This is a genomic window from Streptomyces sp. NPDC007084 (assembly GCF_040703595.1).
Taxonomy (GTDB): domain Bacteria; phylum Actinomycetota; class Actinomycetes; order Streptomycetales; family Streptomycetaceae; genus Streptomyces.
On the sequence record NZ_JBEYFY010000006.1, the window covers coordinates 14,531 to 34,390 of the forward strand.

At 71.3% G+C, this 19,860-nt stretch carries 20 protein-coding genes and 1 pseudogene; 12 read left to right on the forward strand and 9 right to left on the reverse strand.

The genetic code is table 11. The features are described from left to right. The first annotated feature begins 3 nt into the window (after positions 1–3). Complete coding sequence (locus tag AB0912_RS07690; protein ID WP_366697055.1) at positions 4–1,836, forward strand: cytochrome c biogenesis protein ResB; 1,833 nt, start codon at positions 4–6, stop codon at positions 1,834–1,836. A gap of 47 nt (positions 1,837–1,883) precedes the next feature. Next, positions 1,884–2,966, forward strand: coding sequence for a c-type cytochrome biogenesis protein CcsB (gene ccsB / locus AB0912_RS07695; protein ID WP_366697212.1), 1,083 nt, complete (start codon positions 1,884–1,886; stop codon positions 2,964–2,966). Between the two features lie 121 nt (positions 2,967–3,087). Here ccsB and AB0912_RS07700 read toward each other — a convergent pair whose 3' ends face one another. The 5 genes from AB0912_RS07700 to AB0912_RS07720 form a co-directional block, all read right to left on the reverse strand. Further along, the gene (locus AB0912_RS07700; RefSeq protein ID WP_366697056.1) at positions 3,088–4,167 is read right to left on the reverse strand and encodes a hypothetical protein; all 1,080 of its coding nucleotides are present in this window, start codon (positions 4,165–4,167) and stop codon (positions 3,088–3,090) included. Positions 4,168–4,297: 130 nt separating this feature from the next. Beyond that, entirely contained in the window at positions 4,298–5,248 is a 951-nt protein-coding gene (locus AB0912_RS07705; RefSeq protein ID WP_366697213.1) for a 2-oxoglutarate and iron-dependent oxygenase domain-containing protein, read from the reverse strand. 259 nt (positions 5,249–5,507) lie between these two features. After that, a complete protein-coding gene (locus AB0912_RS07710; RefSeq protein ID WP_366697057.1) occupies positions 5,508–5,966 on the reverse strand; it encodes a nucleoside deaminase in 459 nt (152 codons plus the stop codon). A 124-nt stretch (positions 5,967–6,090) separates the two neighbouring features. After that, positions 6,091–6,942, reverse strand: a complete 852-nt coding sequence (locus AB0912_RS07715) for a helix-turn-helix transcriptional regulator (protein ID WP_366697058.1) — start codon at positions 6,940–6,942, stop codon at positions 6,091–6,093. Positions 6,943–6,952: 10 nt separating this feature from the next. Next, complete coding sequence (locus AB0912_RS07720; RefSeq protein WP_366697059.1) at positions 6,953–7,687, reverse strand: DUF6879 family protein; 735 nt, start codon at positions 7,685–7,687, stop codon at positions 6,953–6,955. 213 nt (positions 7,688–7,900) lie between these two features. On the opposite strand from AB0912_RS07720, the gene AB0912_RS07725 reads away from it, so the two are divergent. Next, positions 7,901–8,125: a hypothetical protein gene (locus AB0912_RS07725; protein ID WP_366697060.1), complete on the forward strand. Its 225-nt coding sequence runs from the start codon at positions 7,901–7,903 to the stop codon at positions 8,123–8,125. A 157-nt stretch (positions 8,126–8,282) separates the two neighbouring features. On the opposite strand, the gene AB0912_RS07730 is transcribed toward AB0912_RS07725, so the two are convergent. Further along, a complete protein-coding gene (locus AB0912_RS07730) occupies positions 8,283–9,545 on the reverse strand; it encodes an abortive phage infection protein (RefSeq protein ID WP_366697214.1) in 1,263 nt (420 codons plus the stop codon). 138 nt (positions 9,546–9,683) lie between these two features. Next, a complete protein-coding gene (locus AB0912_RS07735) occupies positions 9,684–10,343 on the reverse strand; it encodes a class I SAM-dependent methyltransferase (RefSeq protein ID WP_366697061.1) in 660 nt (219 codons plus the stop codon). Positions 10,344–10,599: 256 nt separating this feature from the next. On the opposite strand from AB0912_RS07735, the gene AB0912_RS07740 reads away from it, so the two are divergent. After that, positions 10,600–11,586 (forward strand): DMT family transporter, encoded by a 987-nt coding sequence (locus AB0912_RS07740; protein ID WP_366697062.1) that lies wholly within the window; start codon positions 10,600–10,602, stop codon positions 11,584–11,586. Here the strand turns inward: AB0912_RS07740 and AB0912_RS07745 are convergent. Together AB0912_RS07745 and AB0912_RS07750 are read right to left on the reverse strand one after the other, a co-directional pair. Beyond that, positions 11,483–12,376, reverse strand: a pseudogene (locus AB0912_RS07745) (LysR family transcriptional regulator); the annotation flags it as partial. The gene AB0912_RS07740 and the pseudogene AB0912_RS07745 overlap by 104 nt on opposite strands. Positions 12,377–12,494: 118 nt before the next feature. Then, on the reverse strand, positions 12,495–12,914 hold the full coding sequence (locus AB0912_RS07750; protein WP_366697063.1) for a PLD nuclease N-terminal domain-containing protein: 420 nt from the start codon (positions 12,912–12,914) through the stop codon (positions 12,495–12,497). 88 nt (positions 12,915–13,002) lie between these two features. On the opposite strand from AB0912_RS07750, the gene AB0912_RS07755 reads away from it, so the two are divergent. The 8 genes from AB0912_RS07755 (at position 13,003) to AB0912_RS07790 (ending at position 19,769) form a co-directional block, all read left to right on the forward strand. Further along, positions 13,003–14,454, forward strand: a complete 1,452-nt coding sequence (locus AB0912_RS07755; protein ID WP_366697064.1) for a menaquinone biosynthesis decarboxylase — start codon at positions 13,003–13,005, stop codon at positions 14,452–14,454. Between the two features lie 79 nt (positions 14,455–14,533). Continuing rightward, positions 14,534–15,436 (forward strand): menaquinone biosynthesis prenyltransferase MqnP, encoded by a 903-nt coding sequence (gene mqnP / locus AB0912_RS07760; RefSeq protein ID WP_366697065.1) that lies wholly within the window; start codon positions 14,534–14,536, stop codon positions 15,434–15,436. 31 nt (positions 15,437–15,467) lie between these two features. Continuing rightward, entirely contained in the window at positions 15,468–16,157 is a 690-nt protein-coding gene (locus AB0912_RS07765) for a UbiX family flavin prenyltransferase (RefSeq protein ID WP_366697066.1), read from the forward strand. A gap of 197 nt (positions 16,158–16,354) precedes the next feature. Continuing rightward, positions 16,355–16,810: an Lrp/AsnC family transcriptional regulator gene (locus tag AB0912_RS07770; protein WP_081218727.1), complete on the forward strand. Its 456-nt coding sequence runs from the start codon at positions 16,355–16,357 to the stop codon at positions 16,808–16,810. Between the two features lie 93 nt (positions 16,811–16,903). Then, positions 16,904–18,067, forward strand: a complete 1,164-nt coding sequence (gene mqnE, locus AB0912_RS07775) for an aminofutalosine synthase MqnE (protein ID WP_366697067.1) — start codon at positions 16,904–16,906, stop codon at positions 18,065–18,067. 1 nt (position 18,068) lies between these two features. Beyond that, complete coding sequence (locus tag AB0912_RS07780) at positions 18,069–18,602, forward strand: GNAT family N-acetyltransferase (protein WP_366697068.1); 534 nt, start codon at positions 18,069–18,071, stop codon at positions 18,600–18,602. A gap of 138 nt (positions 18,603–18,740) precedes the next feature. After that, positions 18,741–19,046, forward strand: coding sequence for a DUF4229 domain-containing protein (locus AB0912_RS07785; RefSeq protein WP_366697069.1), 306 nt, complete (start codon positions 18,741–18,743; stop codon positions 19,044–19,046). Positions 19,047–19,118: 72 nt separating this feature from the next. Then, positions 19,119–19,769, forward strand: a complete 651-nt coding sequence (locus AB0912_RS07790; RefSeq protein WP_366697070.1) for a TetR/AcrR family transcriptional regulator — start codon at positions 19,119–19,121, stop codon at positions 19,767–19,769. The last annotated feature ends 91 nt before the right edge of the window (positions 19,770–19,860 follow it).

Sequence of the window (19,860 nt, forward strand, 5' to 3'; positions counted from 1 at the left end):
TCCATGAGCACGACCGACACCGGCAACACGTCCGAGTCCGCCGCCACCCCGGAGGACGACCACGCGCCGGACCCGGTGACCCCCAAGCGGCACATCGGGGTGAGCGCCGACGGCGAACTCGGCGAGGCGGGCTCCCAGCTCTCCACCGCGCCCGTCGAGACGGCGATGCCCGGCTCATTCGGCGGCGCCCGGAAGCCCGGCGTCGCGGGCTGGATCGGCTGGACCGGCCGTGAGGTGACCGGCTGGGTCCGCTGGTTCTGGCGGCAGCTCACCTCGATGCGGGTCGCGCTGATCCTGCTCTTCCTGCTGTCGCTCGGCGCCATCCCCGGCTCGCTGATCCCGCAGTCCGGCACCGACGCGGCGAAGGTCGAGGCGTTCAAGGACGCGCACAGCGTGCTCGGCTCGGTCTACGAGCGGCTCGGCCTGTTCCACGTGTACAGCTCGGTGTGGTTCTCCGCGATCTACATCCTGCTGTTCGTCTCGCTCATCGGCTGCATCGTGCCCCGCACCTGGCAGTTCGTCGGCCAGCTCCGCGGCCGTCCGCCGGGCGCCCCCAAGCGGCTGACCCGGCTGCCCGCCTACGCGACCTGGCGCACCGACGCCGCCCCCGAGGAGGTCCGCGAGGCCGCGCTCGCGGTGCTCAGGCGCAAGCGGTTCCGGGCGCACGTCGAGAAGGACGCCGTCGCCGCGGAGAAGGGCTATCTGCGCGAGACCGGCAACCTGCTCTTCCACATCGCGCTGATCGTGATGCTCGTCGCCTTCGCCTGGGGCCAGCTCTTCAAGTCCGAGGGCAACAAGCTGATCGTCGAGGGCGACGGCTTCTCCAACACGCTGCTGTCCTACGACGACTTCAAGTCCGGCAACCTCTTCAGCACCGACGACCTGACCCCGTTCAGCTTCGACCTGAAGAAGTTCACCGGCACCTACGAGCGGACCGGGCCCAACAAGGGCACCCCTCGTACGTACCAGGCGGCCGTGGACTACAGCGTCGGCGCGTACGGCAAGGAGAAGCACACCGTCGTCAAGGTCAACGAGCCGCTGGTGATCGGCGACTCGAAGGTCTACCTCACCGCTCACGGCTACGCGCCCACTGTCACCGTCCGGGACGGAAAGGGCAAGGTCGTCCTGCACGACTCCGTGCCGCTGCTGCCGCTCGACTCGAACGTCACCTCGCAGGGCGCCATCAAGGTCATGGACGGCTACAGGAACGCGAAGGGCGAGCGCGAGCAGCTCGGCTTCTCCGCCTTCTTCGTGCCGACCTTCGCCGGTGCGGGCAAGGGCGACATGTTCTCCCAGTTCCCGGCACTGGACTACCCGGTGCTCGCGCTGAGCGGCTACCACGGCAGCCTGGGCGTCGACGCGGGTCTGCCGCAGAACGTGTACCAGCTCGACACCGCCAACATGAAGCAGTTCAAGGACGCCAAGGGCGACATCCTCAAGAAGCGGCTGCGGCCCGGCGAGACGATGACCCTGCCGAACGGCGCCGGGTCGATCACCTTCGACAAGGACATCAAGGAGTGGGCGAACTTCCAGGTCACCCAGCAGCCCGGCAGTGACTGGGCGCTGGCCGGGGCGTTCGCCGCGATCCTGGGCCTGGCCGGCTCCCTGTTCATCCAGCGCCGCCGCGTCTGGGTGCGGGCCACCACCGGCGCCGACGGGGCCACCGTCGTCGAGATGGCCGGGCTCGGCCGCAGCGAGTCCGCGAAGCTTCCCGAGGAACTCGGCGACCTGGCCGCGCTCGTCCACGCGCAGGCGCCCACCAAGTCCGACGATGACGCGGCACCCGCCGACGCCGACACCCCCGTATCCGCCGCCGAAGGGGCAAAGAAGCTGTGACGCTCGCCACCGTCCACGACCTCGCCACCGTCCACGACCTGGGCGCCGTGACCGACCTGGCCACCGCGACCAACGAACACCTCGCCAACGTCAGCAACACGCTGATCTACTCCGCGATGGCCGTCTACACGCTGGCGTTCTTCGCGTACATCGCCGAGTGGCTCTTCGGCAGCCGCAGCAAGGTCGCCCGCACCGCGAACGCGCTCACCGCGAGCGGCGAGCGGGCGGCCGGCCCCGCGGTCACCGCGCGGACGGCGGGCGGCACCGCCGTCCTGGACCGGCCCAAGGTCGTCACCCGCTCCGCGGCCGGCGCGCGGGACGTGCCCGACGGTCCCGGCGCGCACGGCGGCGACGAGCAGGGCGACCTCTACGGCCGGATCGCCGTCTCCCTCACCGTCCTCGCCTGGGCCGTCGAGGCGGCCGGGGTGGTCGCCCGCGCCCTGTCGGTGCGGCGGGCGCCGTGGGGCAACATGTACGAGTTCAACATCACCTTCTCCACCGTGGCCGTCGCGGTGTTCCTGGTGCTGCTCGCGCTGCGCAAGAACGTGCGCTGGCTCGGCCTCCCGCTGGTCACCACGGTCCTGCTCGACCTCGGTCTCGCGGTCACCGTCCTGTACACGGCGAGCGACCAGCTCGTGCCCGCGCTGCACTCGTACTGGCTGTACATCCACGTGTCGACCGCGATCCTGTGCGGCGCCGTCTTCTACGTGGGCGCCGTCGGCACGCTGCTCTACCTGTTCAAGGACAGCTACGAGAACAAGCTCGCGAGCGGCGGACAGCCCGGCCGGTTCGCCACCTCCGTCATGGAGCGGCTGCCCGCCTCGTCCTCGCTGGACAAGTTCTCCTACCGGGTGAACGCGGCCGTCTTCCCGCTGTGGACGTTCACTATCATCGCGGGCGCGATCTGGGCGGGCGACGCCTGGGGCCGCTACTGGGGCTGGGACCCCAAGGAGACCTGGGCGTTCATCACCTGGGTCGCGTACGCCTGCTATCTGCACGCGCGGGCCACGGCCGGCTGGAAGGGCCGCAAGGCCGCCTACATCGCCCTGATCGCCTTCGGCTGCTGGCTGTTCAACTACTACGGCGTCAACATCTTCGTCAGCGGCAAGCACTCCTACGCGGGCGTCTGACCCGCCCGTCTGACCCGCCCCGGCGTCCACGGAACGGCCCCGGTGACCCAGGTCACCGGGGCCGTTCGGCCGTTCGGTTGTTGGGTCGTTGGGTCGCTCGGCCGTTGGGTCGTTCGGCCGTTCACGTGGCCGGGTCCTGCGGCGGCAGTGCGACGAGCAGGGCCCGCGAGGACGGTGAGACGCCGGGCCGCCAGACCGTCTCGCGCGCGGTGTCGGGGAGGGCGAGGCGGCCCGCGTTGCGCAGCGCGGGGTGGGCGTGGCCGCGGAGCGCGGCGAAGAACACGGCCTGGTCGGCGATGCCGTCGGCGCGGTCGCGCAGCACCGGTTCGAGCAGGCCGAGCCCGGCCGGTTCCTGGACGTTGTCGATGAGCAGCAGCGGGCGGCCCCGCCGGTGCGAGCGCTGCACGACCCCGGCGTAGGCGTCGTCGAGGTCGGCGAGCAGGGCCCGGACGAGATGGCGCTCGGCGTGCCGGCGCGAGTCGCCGCCCGCGCGGAAGTGGCGGGAGAGCAAGGTCAGCGCGCGTTTGGGGCTGCCGCCCGCGTCCGGGTAGTCCCGGTACCAGGTGGCGGCCCGGCGCAGCCGGCGGTGGGCCGGGCCGACGCCCTCCGCGAACGCCTCGAGGGTGGCCTCGATGATCGGTTCGACCACGGGTCCCGTGCGGCTCATCGAGGCGACGAGCTTGGCGACCACCCGGCCCATCGCCCGTCCGGCGAACCCCGACAGCCACGAGTCGGTCTCGTTCAGCAGCAGGATCCTTTCCGCCTCCTGCCGGATGCGCGGTACGTCCCGGTCGCTCCAGCCGCCCGCCGCCACCGCGAGGAGCCCGGAGGACAGGCGCGGGAACGCGATCCGGCCGGCGCCCTTCACCGGCTCGGCGAGCTGTTCGGCGGCCGTGGTGAGCGCCTGCCCGACCGGGGACCAGGAATCCGCGGGCCGTTCGGCGGGCGGGGCCGCGAACTGCCCGTCCTCGCCGTCGACCAGGGCGACCGGGGTGTGCCACCGGTAGGCCTCGCGCAGTTCGCGCAGCACGGCGGACTTGCCGAGTCCCCGGCCGCCGGTGAACACCACGAAGGGCGGTACGCCGGCGTGTTCGTACGGTGTGGCGTACGCCTCGTGGGGGCGCAGCCCGATCAGCCGTGGCGCGAGTCCGGGCGGATCGGTGTCGAACAGCGCCCCCGTGCCGTGCAGCCCTGTGTGCACCGCATCTCCCCCTGGTCCGCGGTCCGGTCCGATGTGCTGCTGTGAGGTGTATCAACAACCGGCCACACAGGGGGTGTTGCTTCGGGATAGGGCACTTGGTGAGCGTTCGGTTCCGGAAACGGCCGGACTGTCAGCGGACAGTGATCGAATCGAGCTTCTCCCGCAGATAGACGTGCGAGTCGACGGGCTCGTACGCGACCCGGCCCACCGGCGCGGGCACCGACTCGACCAGCGTGCCCGGCGTGCACTCGCCGAAGTAGACCAGCGAGATCAGCTCCTCGGCGGGCGCGTCGGCGGGCGGCGGCAGCACCCGGTGCCGCCCCGAACGCCACCGGTCGCCGGTCCAACGGGCCATCAGATCACCGATGTTGACGGTGAACGCCGCCGGGTCGAAGGGCGCGTCCTCCCAGCCGCCCTCGTCGGTGAACACCTGGAGCCCGCCCTTGCCGGCCTGCCGGTCCAGGATGGTGACCGTGCCGAAGTCGGTGTGCGGGCCGATCCGGAACTGGCCCGGCTCCGGCACGCCGACCACATCCGTCCCCGGATACCAGTTGATGTTGAAGCCGTACGTCGGGTGGTCCATGTGCCGGGTGAAGAAGTCCGGTTCCAGGCCGAGCGCCGCGCCGAGCAGTTCCAGCAGGTGGTTCTCCAGCTCGCCCATCCGCGCGAGGTACTCCTCGCACAGCGCCCGCAGTCCGGGGACCTCGGCGGGCCAGACGTTCGGCGCGTACCACTCGGCGTTCGTCTCCGGGTCCGCGAACGGCTCCGGCGTCGCGAAGGTCAGCGACTCCTTGAGGTCCGGCGGGGTCGCGGTGCCCTCCGCGTACCCGTTGGCCTCGGCACCGGGACCGAGCCAGCCGCGCCCGCCGACCGCGGTGGCGTAGGGCCGCTTCGCCGCGGCGGGCAGCGTGAAGAAGGCGCGGGCCGCCGCCCTGATCCGGGCCCGCAGGGCGGGGTCCACCCCGTGCCCGGTGACGAGCAGGAACCCGGCGGTACGCAGCGCCCGGTCGACGGTCCGGGCGACCTCGGCCCGGGCCTGCGGGTCACCGCCGAGCCAGGGGCGCAGGTCGACGGTCGGGATGCGGGGGGTGGTCGGGGCGGGACCTGGGGTGGGTCCCGGGGTCGGACGCGGACGCGGACGGGGGCCGGGACCCGGGGTCGGTCCTGCGGCTGAACGCGGACGGGGGCCGGCACCCGAGGCCGGTCCCGGGGTCGCACTTGGGGCCGGACTCGGGGCCGGTCCCGGAGTGGGGGCGGTGTCCGGGTCGGGGGTGGTGTCCCTGTCGTGAGCCGCGCTCGGTACGGGCGCCGTGTCCGGGGGCGGGGGCGGGGGTGTGGGGTCACTCACCGATGTCCTCGTTCCACAGGTCGGGGTGGTTCTTGACGAAGTCGCGCATCAGGGCGGTGCATTCGGGGTCGTCGAGCAGCACGACCCGCACACCGTGCTCGGCGAGCCAGTCGTGGCCGCCGTGGAAGGTGGCCGCCTCCCCGATGACGACCCGGGAGATCCCGAACTGCCGGACCAGACCGCTGCAGTACCAGCACGGCGAGAGGGTCGTCACCATGGTCGTCCCGCGATACGTCCGCTGCCGCCCGGCATCGCGGAACGCGGCCGTCTCGGCATGCGTCGAGGGGTCACCGTCCTGGACCCTGCGGTTGCGTCCCCGCCCGAGCAGCGTGCCGTCCGCCCCGTACAACGCCGCCCCGATCGGAATCCCACCCTCCGCAAGCCCACCCCGAGCCTCCGCCACGGCAACCGCGAGCCACGCCCGGGCCTGCACCTGATCGATACGCTCCATGGGTCCACTGTGGGGCGGACGGGGGGCGGGGGCAACGGGCGCGGGCCCCGTCTGGCGTAAGCCGCCGGCCTTCGGCCGGTGGTTACCGGCGTGAGCTGGCCGATGCCGAAGCTCCCCCAGTAGGTCAGCCCTGGTTCAGGGCACGGCGGGCCGCGTTGATGACATTGTGGGCGGCGGCCCCGTACACGGCCGACTCGTTGAGAGTGCGCCAGACCTTCGCGTACAAGGCGACGTTGTCCGCGTCGTCCAGCCACAGTTCGGCGTGCCAGTCCTCGGCGACCACCAGGCGGTCGTCGAGGACCCAGAAGCCGTTGGCGGGCACGATCTTGACGGAGGCCGTGAACGGTATGACGCCGAGCTCCACGGTGTCCATACCGAGCACCCCTTCAAGGCGGTCGAGCTGGGCGGCCAGCACCGAGGGCGGAGAAATCAGCGACCGCAACGCGGCTTCCCACATCAGCACGTGCACCTTGCGGCCGGGCCGGTACAGCCACTCCTGCCGCCGCACCCGGGAGCGTACGGCGGTCTCGATGTCGCTGGTGACACCCAGCAGTTCGGCGTATCGGCCGATGACGTGGCGCGCGTACTCGGAGGTCTGCAACAGGCCAGGGATCACCGACTCTTCCCAGATCCAGATGTCCGAGGTGCGGTCGATCTCCGCTGTCAGGCTCTCGTGCAGCGGCTTGAAGCCGTTCGCAAGCGCTCGACGCCATGATCTGATGTGCGATTCGAACCCCGCCAGCCGGCCGGCGAGTTCGGGGTACACGTCCGGCTGGTCGGTCGCGTCGGCCCACGCCCTCAGGTCCTCGGGCGTCGCCGTCTGCCTGCCGTTCTCCAGCTTGCTGACCTTGGAGCCTGGCCAGCCAAGCCGCTGGGCAAGCTGCCGACCGGTGAGCCGACCACCTGGGCAGGTGAACCGGAGTTCGCGTAGTCGCGCCCCCAGGGCCACCCTGGCTTGCTGGTAGTCGGTGCTCACCGGTCACGCGTCATTCAGCCGGGGCGAACTGGTCGAACGGCACGGCGTGGTGCATCGCCGCGTCACGCACCGTGGCGTACCGCAGGACCGCGGCCGGTTCGGTGATCAACTCGACGCCCGTGATGTCGTCGGCGTCATCGAAGTGCAGCAGGGCGATCAGGCGCGAGTCGAAGATCCAGAAATCCTCGGCGGGCAGGCCGTCCGCGTCCTCGCGCCACAGATAGCGGATGTCCTCGCCGACCGCCGCGTTGTGCCGGGCGTAGTCGAGCAGGAACCGCTGCTCGTCGGTCATCGGGCGGTCGGCGACCCGCACCCGGCCCACGCGCTTGCCGGCCTCGGTCTGAGCCTTGATGTTCACGAACCACGACTCGTTGGGGTCGCAGGGCGCGGAGCCGGTGGCCAAGAACTCCTGAAAGTCGGGGTCCTCACGGTCTGACGCGTAACCGCGTCGCGTCTCCAGTCGCCAGGCGGTGTGCTGGAAGGTCTCGAACAGACGGCGGAGGGCGGCCCGGTCGACGATCTCGGGCACTCGCTCCAACTCCTTCGGTCCCCAGTTCACGAGCAGTTCGCGGGGCACGGCCACCGCTGCCTCGCCCGCCCCGAAGTGCCGTAGCTGCGCGAGGTCTTCCGGGTCGGTGACAGGTGCGCCTTGAACGATGATCTCTCCGGTGTCCTCGTCCGTGTGCAGGGCGGGGCAGCCGTCGACCTTGCTGTCCGTGCCGGTGAAGCGGAGCTGACGAGCCATGGACGCTCTCCCTTCCGGGGGTCTTGATCCCTCAGCATGGCCGGGCTCCCGCCCCGGTTCCACGGGGTCGAGCGGGGCCTGTGAGAAAACGTCAGCAATCGCGGGCGGTCGGCGAGCAAATACGAGAAAACAGCGTACCGTCAGTCAACTCCCGGCTTCTAGCGTCCCGTTCATGGCGACGAAAGAACGCGATTCGGCGAGAGGCGGTACGCGATGAACGAGTCGGAGGGCACGCTGGTCGTCGATACCGAGACGAACAAACTCGGCTACGTCATGGGCCACGTCGGTCCGGGCGTGCAGCTCAGGCCGGTGACGGGCGGACGCGAGTGGGACGCCGACCCCGCTCACATCCGCCGGGCGACCGATGAGGAACGCCGGAAAGCCATGCGGGACCGTACCCGCGCGCTGAACTCGGCCAGCAGTGGCCGGGTGTTGTGATGCCCGCTCCGGACACGTCGACCATGTCGGCCGAATGCGCGCTCGCGCAGCATCCGGAATACCGGGACCTCCACGGAGAGTGCCGTCAGACCAAGGACGTGCCCCTTCCTCACGGGGGCGGGATTCTGCTGGTGCGTCGCTGCACCTGCTCCCACCACTACTGCAACCCCGCGTAGGCCGTCGTGGCGGAAGGGCCCTCCGCCGGGGTGTGACGGGGGAGCGGGACGGAGGAGGCGGCCCGTTGGTTGTGGTGGTGGCGGGCGTACTGGCGGGACAGGGCGTGGAAGGCATCCTTCGGCTCCCAGTGGACGCCGGCGGCCGGGTCGCCGGGGTGTTTCTCGATCGTCTTCACGATGCTGTAGCTCGCCATGTCCAGGTCGTGGCGCGGGTCGTGGCGGCGGTGCGGGGCGTCCCGGGTGACGAAGGTGTACGCCATTGCCGCGTACAGTCCCGCCGCCTCGAACGCGGCCAGCACGTCCGTCAGATACGCGGCCTGCGCGCGCTCGCTGCGGACGAGGCCGGCCTTGATCTCCGGCGGGTCCTTCGTGTAGTCGACGACGTCCCAGCCCATGCCGCCCTGCTCCGGAGCACCCCGGAACGTGCAGCAGCCGAACTCCATGACGGCGACCGGCTTCCCGAACCGCCGGTACTGGGCGAGGTCGCGGAGATAGTCCGAGGGGCGCCGGAAGTACGCGTAGTAGTCGATGCCCACGAGGTCGAAGAGGTCCCAGTCGACGTCCTCGTCCTGCGCGGCGGCGTACGTCAGCGGCCCCCGGAACACGGAGCGGGCCGTCCGCGCCGCCTTCGCGGTGAACCGGCGCAGCCGGCGCGCCATGACGACGGGGTCGAAGTTCCCCTTGAGCAGGTTCTCCACCCGCTCCTGGATGTTCGCGCCGGGCACGATGCCGGGGACGTACAGCACGAACTCGCAGCCGACGCTCAGATGTACCCCGGCGCCCTGCCGGCGCAGCCGCTCGGCGGCACGGCCGGTCTCCGCGAGATGGCCCAGGATGTCCCGTTCCGGCACGTCACCGAGGGTCGGTTCGAGCCAGACGTTCAGCCCGCGCTCCGCCGCCTCCGTCGCGGTCGCGGTGAGCCGTTCGACGCCGTCACCGGTCACCTTGACGGAGTCGGCGTGCAGGTCGCGGGCGACGGCGCGCAGGTCCGTCCGCATGGCCCGCCGGTTCCACCCCGTCGCCGGGGTTTCCCCGTCCCCGACCTCGTACACCACCCCGCGGTGCGTGAGCCCACCCCGGCCGGGCCGCCCCGGAGCCCGCTCGGTGGGTGCCGCTGCGGGTGCCCGGTCCGCCGGCGCGGCCCCGGCCCGTCCCGCCGCCCCGAGGGGCAGCGCCGCCGCGCCCCCGACGGCCCCGGCCAGCCCCAGAAACCGTGCCCGGCTGATCCCCGGTGTTCCCCGCATCTCCGGTGTCCCCTGCATCCCGTGCCTCCCGGCTCCGCGCCCGTCTGCTTCGTCCTCCCTCAGTCTGGAAACCGGCGGCCCGCCCCCGCGTCGGCCGATGGTCTACGGGGGCGCGCCGAAGGGATGAGGATGCCCGGCTCACGGCTCCTCCGGACGCCGGGCCAGGATGAAGCCCTGCGCTGTCCGTTCCAGGCCGTACGGCGTCATCTCGGCCTCGCGGACCAGGCGTACCGCCTCGATGAGCCCCGCCTCCGTGAGGAGTTCCGCGACGCGGTCGGGCCGGAAGCTGTACACGTCCATGTCCACCTCGTGGCCGTACGCGTGCTCCAGCCGCCGGACCGGTTCGTCGCCCGCCTTGAAGCCGATGAGCAGATGTCCGCCGGGCGCGAGGACGCGGCGGAACTCCGCGAACAGCGGGGCCAGTTCGTCGGCCGGGGTGTGCACGGTGGAATACCAGACGAGGGCGCCCGCGAGCCGTCCGTCGGCGAGGTCGAGGTCCGCCATGGTGCCCACCGAGAACCCCAGTTGGGGGTACGCGGCCCGGGCGACCTCGATCATCCCGGGCGACAGGTCGATCCCGAACGCGTCGAGCCCGAGCTTCTTCAGATGGATGGTCATCCGCCCGGGGCCGCACCCGAGATCCCCGACCGGGCCGCCCCCGCCGGCCCGCACCCGCTGGGCGAACTCGGCGAGCAGCGCGGTCTCCAGCGGCTGGGCGACATCCCCGCTGAACAACGCGGCGTAGTCGGCGGCGACGGTGTCGTACGAGGCACGGGTGGCGGGCAGTCGTGTGGTCATGGCCGCGGAGCGTAGACCGCACCACTGACATCCCGGCCGGAACCGGATCACCGGTACTCGCCCGACCCCCGGTCCCCGGCGCCCGTATCCGCCCCCCGGCCCCCGGCCCCCCGGTCCCCGGCGCCCGTATCGGCGCCCGACCCCCGACCCCCGCCCCCCGCCCCCTGGCCCCCGTATCGGCCCCGCCGATACCCCCATCGGCAGAACGCCCCAGCAGCCCGTGGCCCCGCCCCGCCCCCGCTCCTACCGTCGGGGCATGACCTCCACCACCTCCGTCGGCGCCGCCGAGAACAAGGGTGCCGCGCAGCTCACCGCCGCCATGGCGCTCTCCGGCACCCTCGGTGTCTTCGTCGTCGAGTCCGGGGCCTCGCCGCTGAACGTCGTGTTCTTCCGGGTCGTGTTCGGCGCCCTCGCCCTCGGCGGCTACATCCTGGCCCGCGGCTACTTCCGCGGCCACGGCCTCACCCCGCGCACCCTCGGACTCGCCGCGCTCGGCGGGGTGTTCATCGTCCTCAACTGGGTGCTGCTCTTCCAGTCGTACGAGAACACCTCGATCTCCGTGGCGACCGTCGTCTACCACACGCAGCCCTTCTACGTGGTGCTGCTGGGCGCCCTGCTCTTCCGGGAGCGGGTCACCGCCGCCAAGGCCGGCTGGATCGGCCTCGCCTTCGCCGGTCTGGTCCTCGTCTCGGGCATCTCCCCGGCCGACCTCGCGCACGGCGGCGCCTACCTCACCGGCGTCGGCCAGGCGCTCCTCGCCGCGCTGCTCTACGGGCTCGCCACCCTGGTCACCAAGCGGATCACCGGCGTACGGCCGCACCTGATCGCGCTCGTCCAGGTCCTCGTCGGCATCCCGCTGCTGCTGCCGTTCGCCGACCTCGGCGCGATGCGCGGGACCGGCGCGGACTGGCTCTGGCCGGCCGGGCTCGGGGTGATCCACACCGGGCTGATGTACGTCCTCATGTACGCGGCGTACGCCAAGCTCCCCACCGCGAAGATCGCCGTGCTCGCCTTCGTCTACCCGGCCGTCGCGATGCTCATGGACTGGGCGGTCTACGGCCACCACATCGGGCTCGTCCAGGCCCTCGGCGTCCCGCTGATCGTGACGGCAAGCCTGAAGGTCACGCTGCCCCGGACCGGCCGGACTCCTCGGACACCAGCTGCCGCGCCCGCTCCACGAACAGCCGCGCATGCGCCGGAAGCCGCTTCCCGGCCCGCCACGCCAACTGCGTGCGAAGCGTGAACGGCGGCTCCCAGCCCAGTCGTTGGAGGGAGCCCCGCTTCAGCTCGGCCGCGACCGTCACCTCGGGAAGCAGCGCGATCCCGAGGCCGGCCGCCGCGGCCTGCTTGGTCGCCTCGATCGTGCCGAACTCGGTGAAGACGATGGAACCGCTTTGCGGCAGGCAGGAGTTGAGGGCGCGTTCGAACAAGTCCCGGTAGGCGCAGCCCGGTTCGGTGGCGAGCAGCGACTCGGCGGCCAGGTCGGCCGTGGTGAGGTCCGCGCCGGTGAGCCGATGGCCGGGGGCGGCGACCAGGGCCAGCGGCTCCACCGCGAGCACCGCGACCTCGAGACCGGGGTGCTCGGTCTCCTCCTCCATCAGGAAGCCGACGTCGTACAAGCCCTCCCGCAGCGCCCGGCGGGTCTCGTCGCCGATGGTCGTGCGCAGCGAGAGCCGGACCCCGGGGTGGCGGTGGTGGAAGAGTTCGAGGAGCGGCAGCAGCCGGTAGGAGGTGAGCGACTCCATCGTGCCGACGGTGAGCGTGCCGGACGGCTCCCCGGCGCCGACGACGGCGGCCCGCGCCTCCTCGGTCAGCTCGATGATCTGCCGGGCGTAGGGCAGCAGCCGCTCGCCCGCCTCGGTCAGCCGGATCCGCGAGCCCAGCCGGTCGAACAGCTCGGTGCCGAGCGAGGACTCAAGGGCGCGGATCTGGCTGGTCACACTGGACTGCGCGTATGCCAGCTCGGCCGCGGCCCGGGTGAAACTCAGTACGGTCGCGACCTTCTCGAAGGTCACCAGCAGACGCAGTTCCATGACCCAACTCTCACGCCTCTTCGCCGGCCCCGCCCGGGTCGACGGCTCCCCGCCCGGGTCGACGGCTCCCCGCCCGGCTCCACGGCTCCCCGCCCGGCTCCAGGACTCCCCTCCGGATCTACGACTCCTCGTCGGACCCGCTCCGCTCCTCGCGCCTCTTCAGTTCCTCCTCGCGGCGGCGCAGGTCGGCCTCCCAGTCCTTCAGGAGCGTCTCGTCCGTACGGCCCCCGGCCTCGCCCTTCTCGCCCTTCTCGGCCTTCTCCGCCTTGAGGGACTTCAGGAACTCGGGATTGTCGTCCGGCGCGACGAACCGCGCCCGCTGCCCTCCGGCCGGAGCGGCGCCCTGCGCGATCCGGCGGTTGCGGCCCGCGACCAGCCAGGCGACCGGGCCGACCAGCACCTCGCCGAAGAGCAGGATGATGATCACCCACACCACCTTGGGGAGGCCCTTGACCTCCTCCTCCGGGGTGTTCAGGCAGTCGATGAAGGCGTAGATCCACAGCGCCAGCACCAGCAGAAACGGCAGATACCTGAGCATGGCGGAACGGTCCCCCAGTGTGCGGTGGCGGGGCGGCACGGGGCCCCGGTGACGGGCACAGGTTAGCGGGTGGCCGATACTGGGACCCATGGCTTACGACGATCTTCGCTCCCTGCTCAGGGCGCTGGAGCGCGAGGGAGACCTCAAGCGCATCAAGGCCGAGGTGGATCCGTACCTGGAGGTCGGGGAGATCGTCGACCGGGTGCAGAAGGCGGGCGGGCCCGCGCTCCTCTTCGAGAACGTGCGCGGCTCGGCGATGCCGCTCGCGATGAACGTCTTCGGCACCGACCGCCGCCTGCTCAAGGCCCTCGGCCTGAAGTCGTACGCCGACATCTCCGACAAGATCGGCGGACTGCTGCGGCCCGAGCTGCCGCAGGGCTTCATCGGGATGCGGGAGGCCTTCGGCAAGCTCGGCGCGATGGCGCACGTACCGCCGAAGAAGGTCAAGGACGCGCCGGTGCAGGAGGTCGTGCTGCGCGGTGACGACGTCGACCTCGACACGCTGCCCGCGCTGTTCACCTGGCCCGACGACGGCGGCTCCTTCTTCAACCTGGGCCTCACCCACACCAAGGACCCCGAGTCCGGTATCCGCAACCTCGGTCTGTACCGGCTCCAGCGGCACGACAAGCGCACCATCGGCATGCACTGGCAGATCCACAAGGACAGCCGCAACCACTACCAGGTGGCGGCCAGGCGCGGCGAGAAGCTGCCCGTCGCGATCGCCTTCGGCTGCCCGCCCGCCGTGACCTACGCCTCCACCGCGCCGCTGCCCGGCGACATCGACGAGTACCTGTTCGCCGGGTTCGTCCAGGGCAAGCGGATCGAGATGGTCGACTGCAAGACCGTGCCGCTCCAGGTCCCGGCGAACGCCGAGGTGGTCCTCGAAGGCTGGCTGGAGCCGGGCGAGATGCTGCCCGAGGGCCCCTTCGGCGACCACACCGGGTTCTACACCCCGCAGGAGCCGTTCCCGGCGCTGACCATCGACTGCGTGACGACGCGCAGGCGCCCGCTGCTCCAGTCGATCGTGGTGGGCCGGCCCCCGACGGAGGACGGTCCGCTCGGCCGGGCGACGGAGCGTTTCTTCCTGCCGCTGCTCAAGATCATCGTGCCGGACATCGTGGACTACCACCTGCCGGAGGCGGGCGGTTTCCACAACTGCGCGATCGTCTCGATCGACAAGAAGTACCCGAAGCACGCCCAGAAGGTGATGCACGCCGTCTGGGGGGCACACATGATGTCCCTGACGAAACTCATCGTGGTCGTCGACGCCGACTGTGACGTCCACGACCTGCACGAGGTCGCCTGGCGCGCGCTCGGCAACACGGACTACGGGCGCGACCTCACCGTCGTGGAGGGGCCGGTCGACCACCTAGACCACGCCTCCTACCAGCAGTTCTGGGGCGGCAAGGCGGGTATCGACGCGACGAGGAAGTGGCCCGAGGAGGGCTACACCCGGGACGGCGGCTGGCCCGAGATGGTGCTGTCCGACCCGGAAACGGCGGAACGGGTGACCAAGCGGTGGAAGGAATACGGACTGTGACAGGCACCTTCATGATGGTGTGCGGCGGCGCGGAGGCGGACTTCCCCCGCCACCGCGGGGGCGAACCGGAGTACGGGCTGTGAGTTCGGCTTCCGCGGCGATCCCGCAGCCGGGACGCACCAAGGCGTTCCTGCGGCTCGTCATGATCGAGCACTCGGTGTTCGCCCTGCCCTTCGCCTACATCGCCGCGCTGACCGCGATGTTCGAGTGGGACGAGAACATCCACTGGGGGCGGCTGCTCCTGGTCACCGTGGCGATGGTCGGCCTGCGCACCTTCGCGATGGCCGCGAACCGGATCATCGACCGCGAGATCGACGCCCGCAACCCGCGCACGGCCCACCGTGAACTGGTCACCGGCGCGATGAGCGTCAAACACGCCTGGACGGGCGCGTTCGTCGCCCTCGTCTTCTTCCTCGGCGCCGCCGCCCTGCTCAACCCGCTCTGCCTGGCGCTCGCACCCATCGCGGTCATCCCGATGGTCGTCTACCCCTACGGCAAGCGGTTCACGAACTTCCCGCAGGTCATCCTCGGTCTCGCCCAGGCCATGGGCCCGATCGGCGCCTGGATCGCCGTCACCGGAAGCTGGTCCTGGGACGCCGTGATCCTCGGCCTCGCGGTCGGCGTGTGGATCGGCGGCTTCGACCTGATCTACGCCTGCCAGGACGTCGAGACCGACCGGGAGATCGGCGTGATGTCGGTGCCGGCGCGGTTCGGCATCCCGGCCGCGATCCGCGGCGCGCGCGTCTGCCACGCGGTGACGACGGGCCTGTTCGTCTGGTACGCGCTGGCCACCGGAGCGGGCGCGTTCTTCTGGCTGGGCCTGGTCATCGTCGCGGCGGCGTTTCTCTACGAGCACTCCATCGTGAAGCCGCACGACCTGTCCCGGCTGAACCGGGCCTTCTTCCAGGTCAACGGATTCATCGGCATCGCCCTGTTCGTGTGTGCCCTGCTGGATCTGCTGGTGCGCGGCCTCACGGTCTGAATCCGGGCAGTGGCCGGATAGGCTCGACATCATGAAGCCAGGACAGACGCAGCGCCGGCCTTGGATCGTGGGGGTGTCCGGGGCGTCCGGCACGCCGTACGCGGCGGCGGTGCTGCGTTCGCTGCTGGAAGCGGGGGAGAGCGTCGACCTGGTCGTCAGCCGGGCCTCGCGGCTCACGCTGCTGGACGAGACGGGTCTGCCGTTCCGTGACGCGCACTGGCGGGACGACCTCGGGGCGTGGCTGGCGCGGGGCGCGGACGGCAAGCCCGGCACCTTCACCGCCTTCGAGCAGCACCTCGACGCGGTACGGCACTGGAGCGCCGGCGACCTCGCGGCCGGGCCCTCGTCGGGCTCGTACCCGGTCAAGGGCATGCTGATCGTGCCGGCGTCCACGGCCTGTGTGGCCGGGGTGGCCCTCGGCCTCTCCAAGGACCTGCTCCAGCGGGCCGCGAGCGTCACGCTCAAGGAGCGGCGCCCGCTGGTGGTCGCCGTGCGGGAGACCCCGCTGAACGGGCAGACCCTGCGGCACCTGGTCGCCCTCGACGACGCGGGCGCCAGTGTGGTGCCGGCCTCCCCGGCGTTCTACGCGGGCGCCACGCACATCCAGGACCTGGTGGACTTCGTCGCCGGGCGGGTCCTCGACGCGGCGGGCGTCGACCACGGCCTGTACCGCCGGTGGGAGGGCGAACTCGGCGGCGGCTCGCGGGGCGACACGACCTGACGCCCGGGACCTGACGCCCGGGACCGGACCCCTCGCCGGAACCGTTCCGAGGAACCTCGGAACTTCGAATCCTCGACCTCGAATCTCGGCCTCGAATCCTCGGATTCTCGGAACCCCTTCAGAACCCTTCAGAACCCTTCGGAACCTCTCAGACCTCCTCATTTCCTCAGACCTTTTCAGTGGAAGGCTTCGATCGCATGGACGCGGTGGACAGGCAGCTCATCCAGGCCCTGAGAGAGAACGGCCGGGCCTCCTACGCGGAGCTGGGGCGTCTCGTCGGCCTGTCGGGACCCAGCGTCACCGACCGCATCAACCGGCTGGAGGCGGCCGGCGTCATCACCGGGTACCGCGCGACGGTCGACTCGGCCTCGCTCGGCCTCGGCGTCACCGCGCTGATCGGCATCTCGCTCTCCGACGCGGCCGACCACGAGGACGTCGCCCACCGGCTGCGCGACCTCGGGGAGATCGAGGACTGCTGGTTCATCGCGGGCGACGACTCGTTCATGCTCAAGGTGCGCTCCAGCGACGTCGACGGGCTGGAGAAGACCATCCGGCGGCTGTCGGGCACCAAGGGCGTCTCCCGGACCCGTACCACGATCGTGCTGTCCACGAAGTGGGAGAACCGGGTCGGGGAGCTTCCCGAGGAGGAGTGACGCGGGTCGGTCCGCGAAGCCCCCGGCGGGGCCGGGCCCGCGGGAGGCGGGGGAGTACGGTTGGCAGCGTTCGTCACAGGGAGAGGTACACGCATGGATGTCGGGCTCAAGCGCGAGCTGGAGGACAAGGTCCGGGCCGGTGAGCGGCTGACCCGTGAGGACGGCATCGCGCTCTACGAGTCGGACGACCTGGCCTGGCTCGGCGGCCTCGCGCACGAGGTGCGCACCAGGAAGAACGGCGACGTCGTCCACTTCAACGTCAACCGTCACCTGAACATGACGAACGTGTGCACCGCGTCCTGCGCGTACTGCTCGTTCCAGCGCAAGCCGGGCGAGAAGGACGCGTACACGATGCGCATCGAGGAGGCCGTGAAGCTCGCCACCGCGATGCGCGGCGAGAACCTCACCGAGCTGCACATCGTCAACGGCCTGCACCCGAACCTGCCGTGGCGCTACTACCCGCGCTCCCTGAGCGAGCTGAAGAAGGCCCTCCCGGAGGTCTCCCTGAAGGCCTTCACGGCCACGGAGATCCACCACTTCGAGACGATCTCGGGGCTGTCCGCCTCGGAGATCCTCGACGAGCTGATCGACGCCGGTCTGGAGTCGCTGACCGGCGGCGGCGCGGAGATCTTCGACTGGGAGGTCCGTCAGCACATCGTGGACCACCGCACCCACTGGGAGGACTGGTCGCGCATCCACCGGCTCGCGCACGAGAAGGGTCTCAAGACCCCGTGCACGATGCTGTACGGGCACATCGAGGAGCCCCGGCACCGGGTCGACCACGTGCTGCGGCTGCGGGAACTCCAGGACGAGACCGGCGGTTTCCAGGTCTTCATCCCGCTGCGCTACCAGCACGACTTCGTGGACATGAAGGACGGCAAGGTCCGCAACCGGCTCCAGGCGCGCACCCAGATGGCGACCGGCGCCGAGGCCCTGAAGACCTTCGCGGTCTCCCGGCTGCTGTTCGACAACGTCCCGCACGTGAAGGTCTTCTGGGTCATGCACGGCGTGCAGACCGCCCAGCTCGCCCTTCAGCACGGCGCGGACGACATGGACGGCTCGGTCGTCGAGTACAAGATCACGCATGACGCGGACAACTACGGGACGCCGAACAAGCTGACCCGCGAGGACCTTCTCGACCTGATCCGCGACGCCGGTTTCCGGCCCGTCGAGCGGAACACCCGCTACGAGATCATCCGTGAGTACGACGGCCCGGACCCGGAGCGCCGCGAGTCGCCGCAGCCCATGCGGGTCTGACGTGACGCTGCGCTTCGAACTGGACCCGGCGGTCACCCCCGCCCTGCGGGACGGGGTGGTCGCCCTCTGGGCGGACGTCTCGAACGCGGGCGGCTCCGTCGGCTTCGTGCCGCCGGTGACCGCCGGGGACGTCCGCCCGGAACTCGTGAAGCACCTCGTCGCCATGGCCGAGGGCCGCACCCGGCTGCTGGTCGGCCGGGACGCGGCCGACGAGGTCGCAGCGACCGCCTTCCTCACCCACAACACCCACCGGCTGATGAGGCACTGGGTGTGGCTCTACACCGTGATGGTCCACCCCCGGTACCAGGGCAGGGGCTACGGCCGTGACCTGCTCGCCGCCGCTGAGGAGGCCGCAGGTTCGCTCGACGGCGTCGAGGCGATCCGGCTCACCTGCCGGGGCGGCGAGGGCCTGGAGCGGTTCTACGCCTCCTGCGGCTACAAGGAGGTCGGCCGGGTGCCCGGCGCGATCCGGGTGGCGCCCGGCGAGGACCGCGACGACATCACCATGCTGCTCTCCCTCGGCCTGCGCGACTGAGCCCGGCCGGGGCGCGTGGGCGGCGGCCCCGGCCGTGCGCCGGGGCCCGGACCGAGGCCCCCCTGCAAGATCGACGTCCTGGCGTGCTTCACTGGACGGTGTTCTTTGGGAACGTTCGGAACGGAAGAGTGGATTGAGATGTTCCGCTACACACTGATGCGCCTCGGTATCTTCGCGGGCTGCCTCGTGGTCGTCTGGGGCCTCGTCTACTCGGGCATCGCCCCGCGCGGCCTCGGCGACTCCAACTACATGTGGGTCGTTCTGCTCGCCCTGGTGATCTCCGCGCCGATCAGTTTCGTCGTCCTGCGCGGCGAGCGCGACCGTGCCTCGGCCCAGGTCGTCGCCCGCGTGGACCGAGCCCGCGCCAACCTGGAGCGCAACCGCAGCCAGGAGGACGCGGCCGTGGACGAGTCCTCCCACGGGGCCGGCACCCAGACTTCCTGACCCCCGCCCCGCCGCCCGCCCGGCATCGCCGCGTGCCCGGCCGGGTGCGCGGCGGATCGTACGCTTGCCCGCATGGGTGCTGTGAAGAGCAAGCGGATGCCGCGCGCGGTACGCGAACAGCAGATGCTGGACGCGGCCGTACGGACCTTCGGGCAGCGCGGCTACCGGGCCGCCTCGATGGACGAGATCGCCGAACTGGCGGGCGTGTCCAAGCCGTTGGTGTATCTGTACCTGAACTCCAAGGAAGACCTGTTCACCGCGTGCATCCGGCGTGAGGCCAAGGCGCTCGCCGCCGCCGTGCGCGCCGGGGTCCGGCAGGGGCTGCCCGCCGACCGGCAACTCTGGGAAGGCCTCGGGGCGTTCTTCACGCACACCGCCGAGAACCCGGACGGCTGGGCGGTGCTGCACCTCCAGGCCCGTACGCACGGCGAGCCCTTCGCCGCCGAGGTGGCGGCGCTGCGCGAGGAACTGGTCCGGTTCGTCACGGAGTTGATCGCCGACGCGGCCCGGGAGGCGCACCGCGACCCGTCGCTGCCCGAGCGGGAGGTCGCCGGGCTGGCGGAGGCGCTGGTCGGCGCGGCGGAGTCGCTCGCGGCATGGGCGAACGTCACCCCGGGCGTCTCGGCGCGGGAGGCCGCCACCACGCTGATGAACTTCGCGTGGGCGGGCCTCGGCGACCTGATGACCGACCGGCCGTGGGTGCCGCCGCGGACGGTCGGGTAGTCCTGGCGGAGCCGGTCGTGGGGGAGGAGGTCCGGGAGGTGCCGGCCGTGGGGGTGCTGGTTGTGGAGGAGCAGGTCCGGGAGGTGCCGGT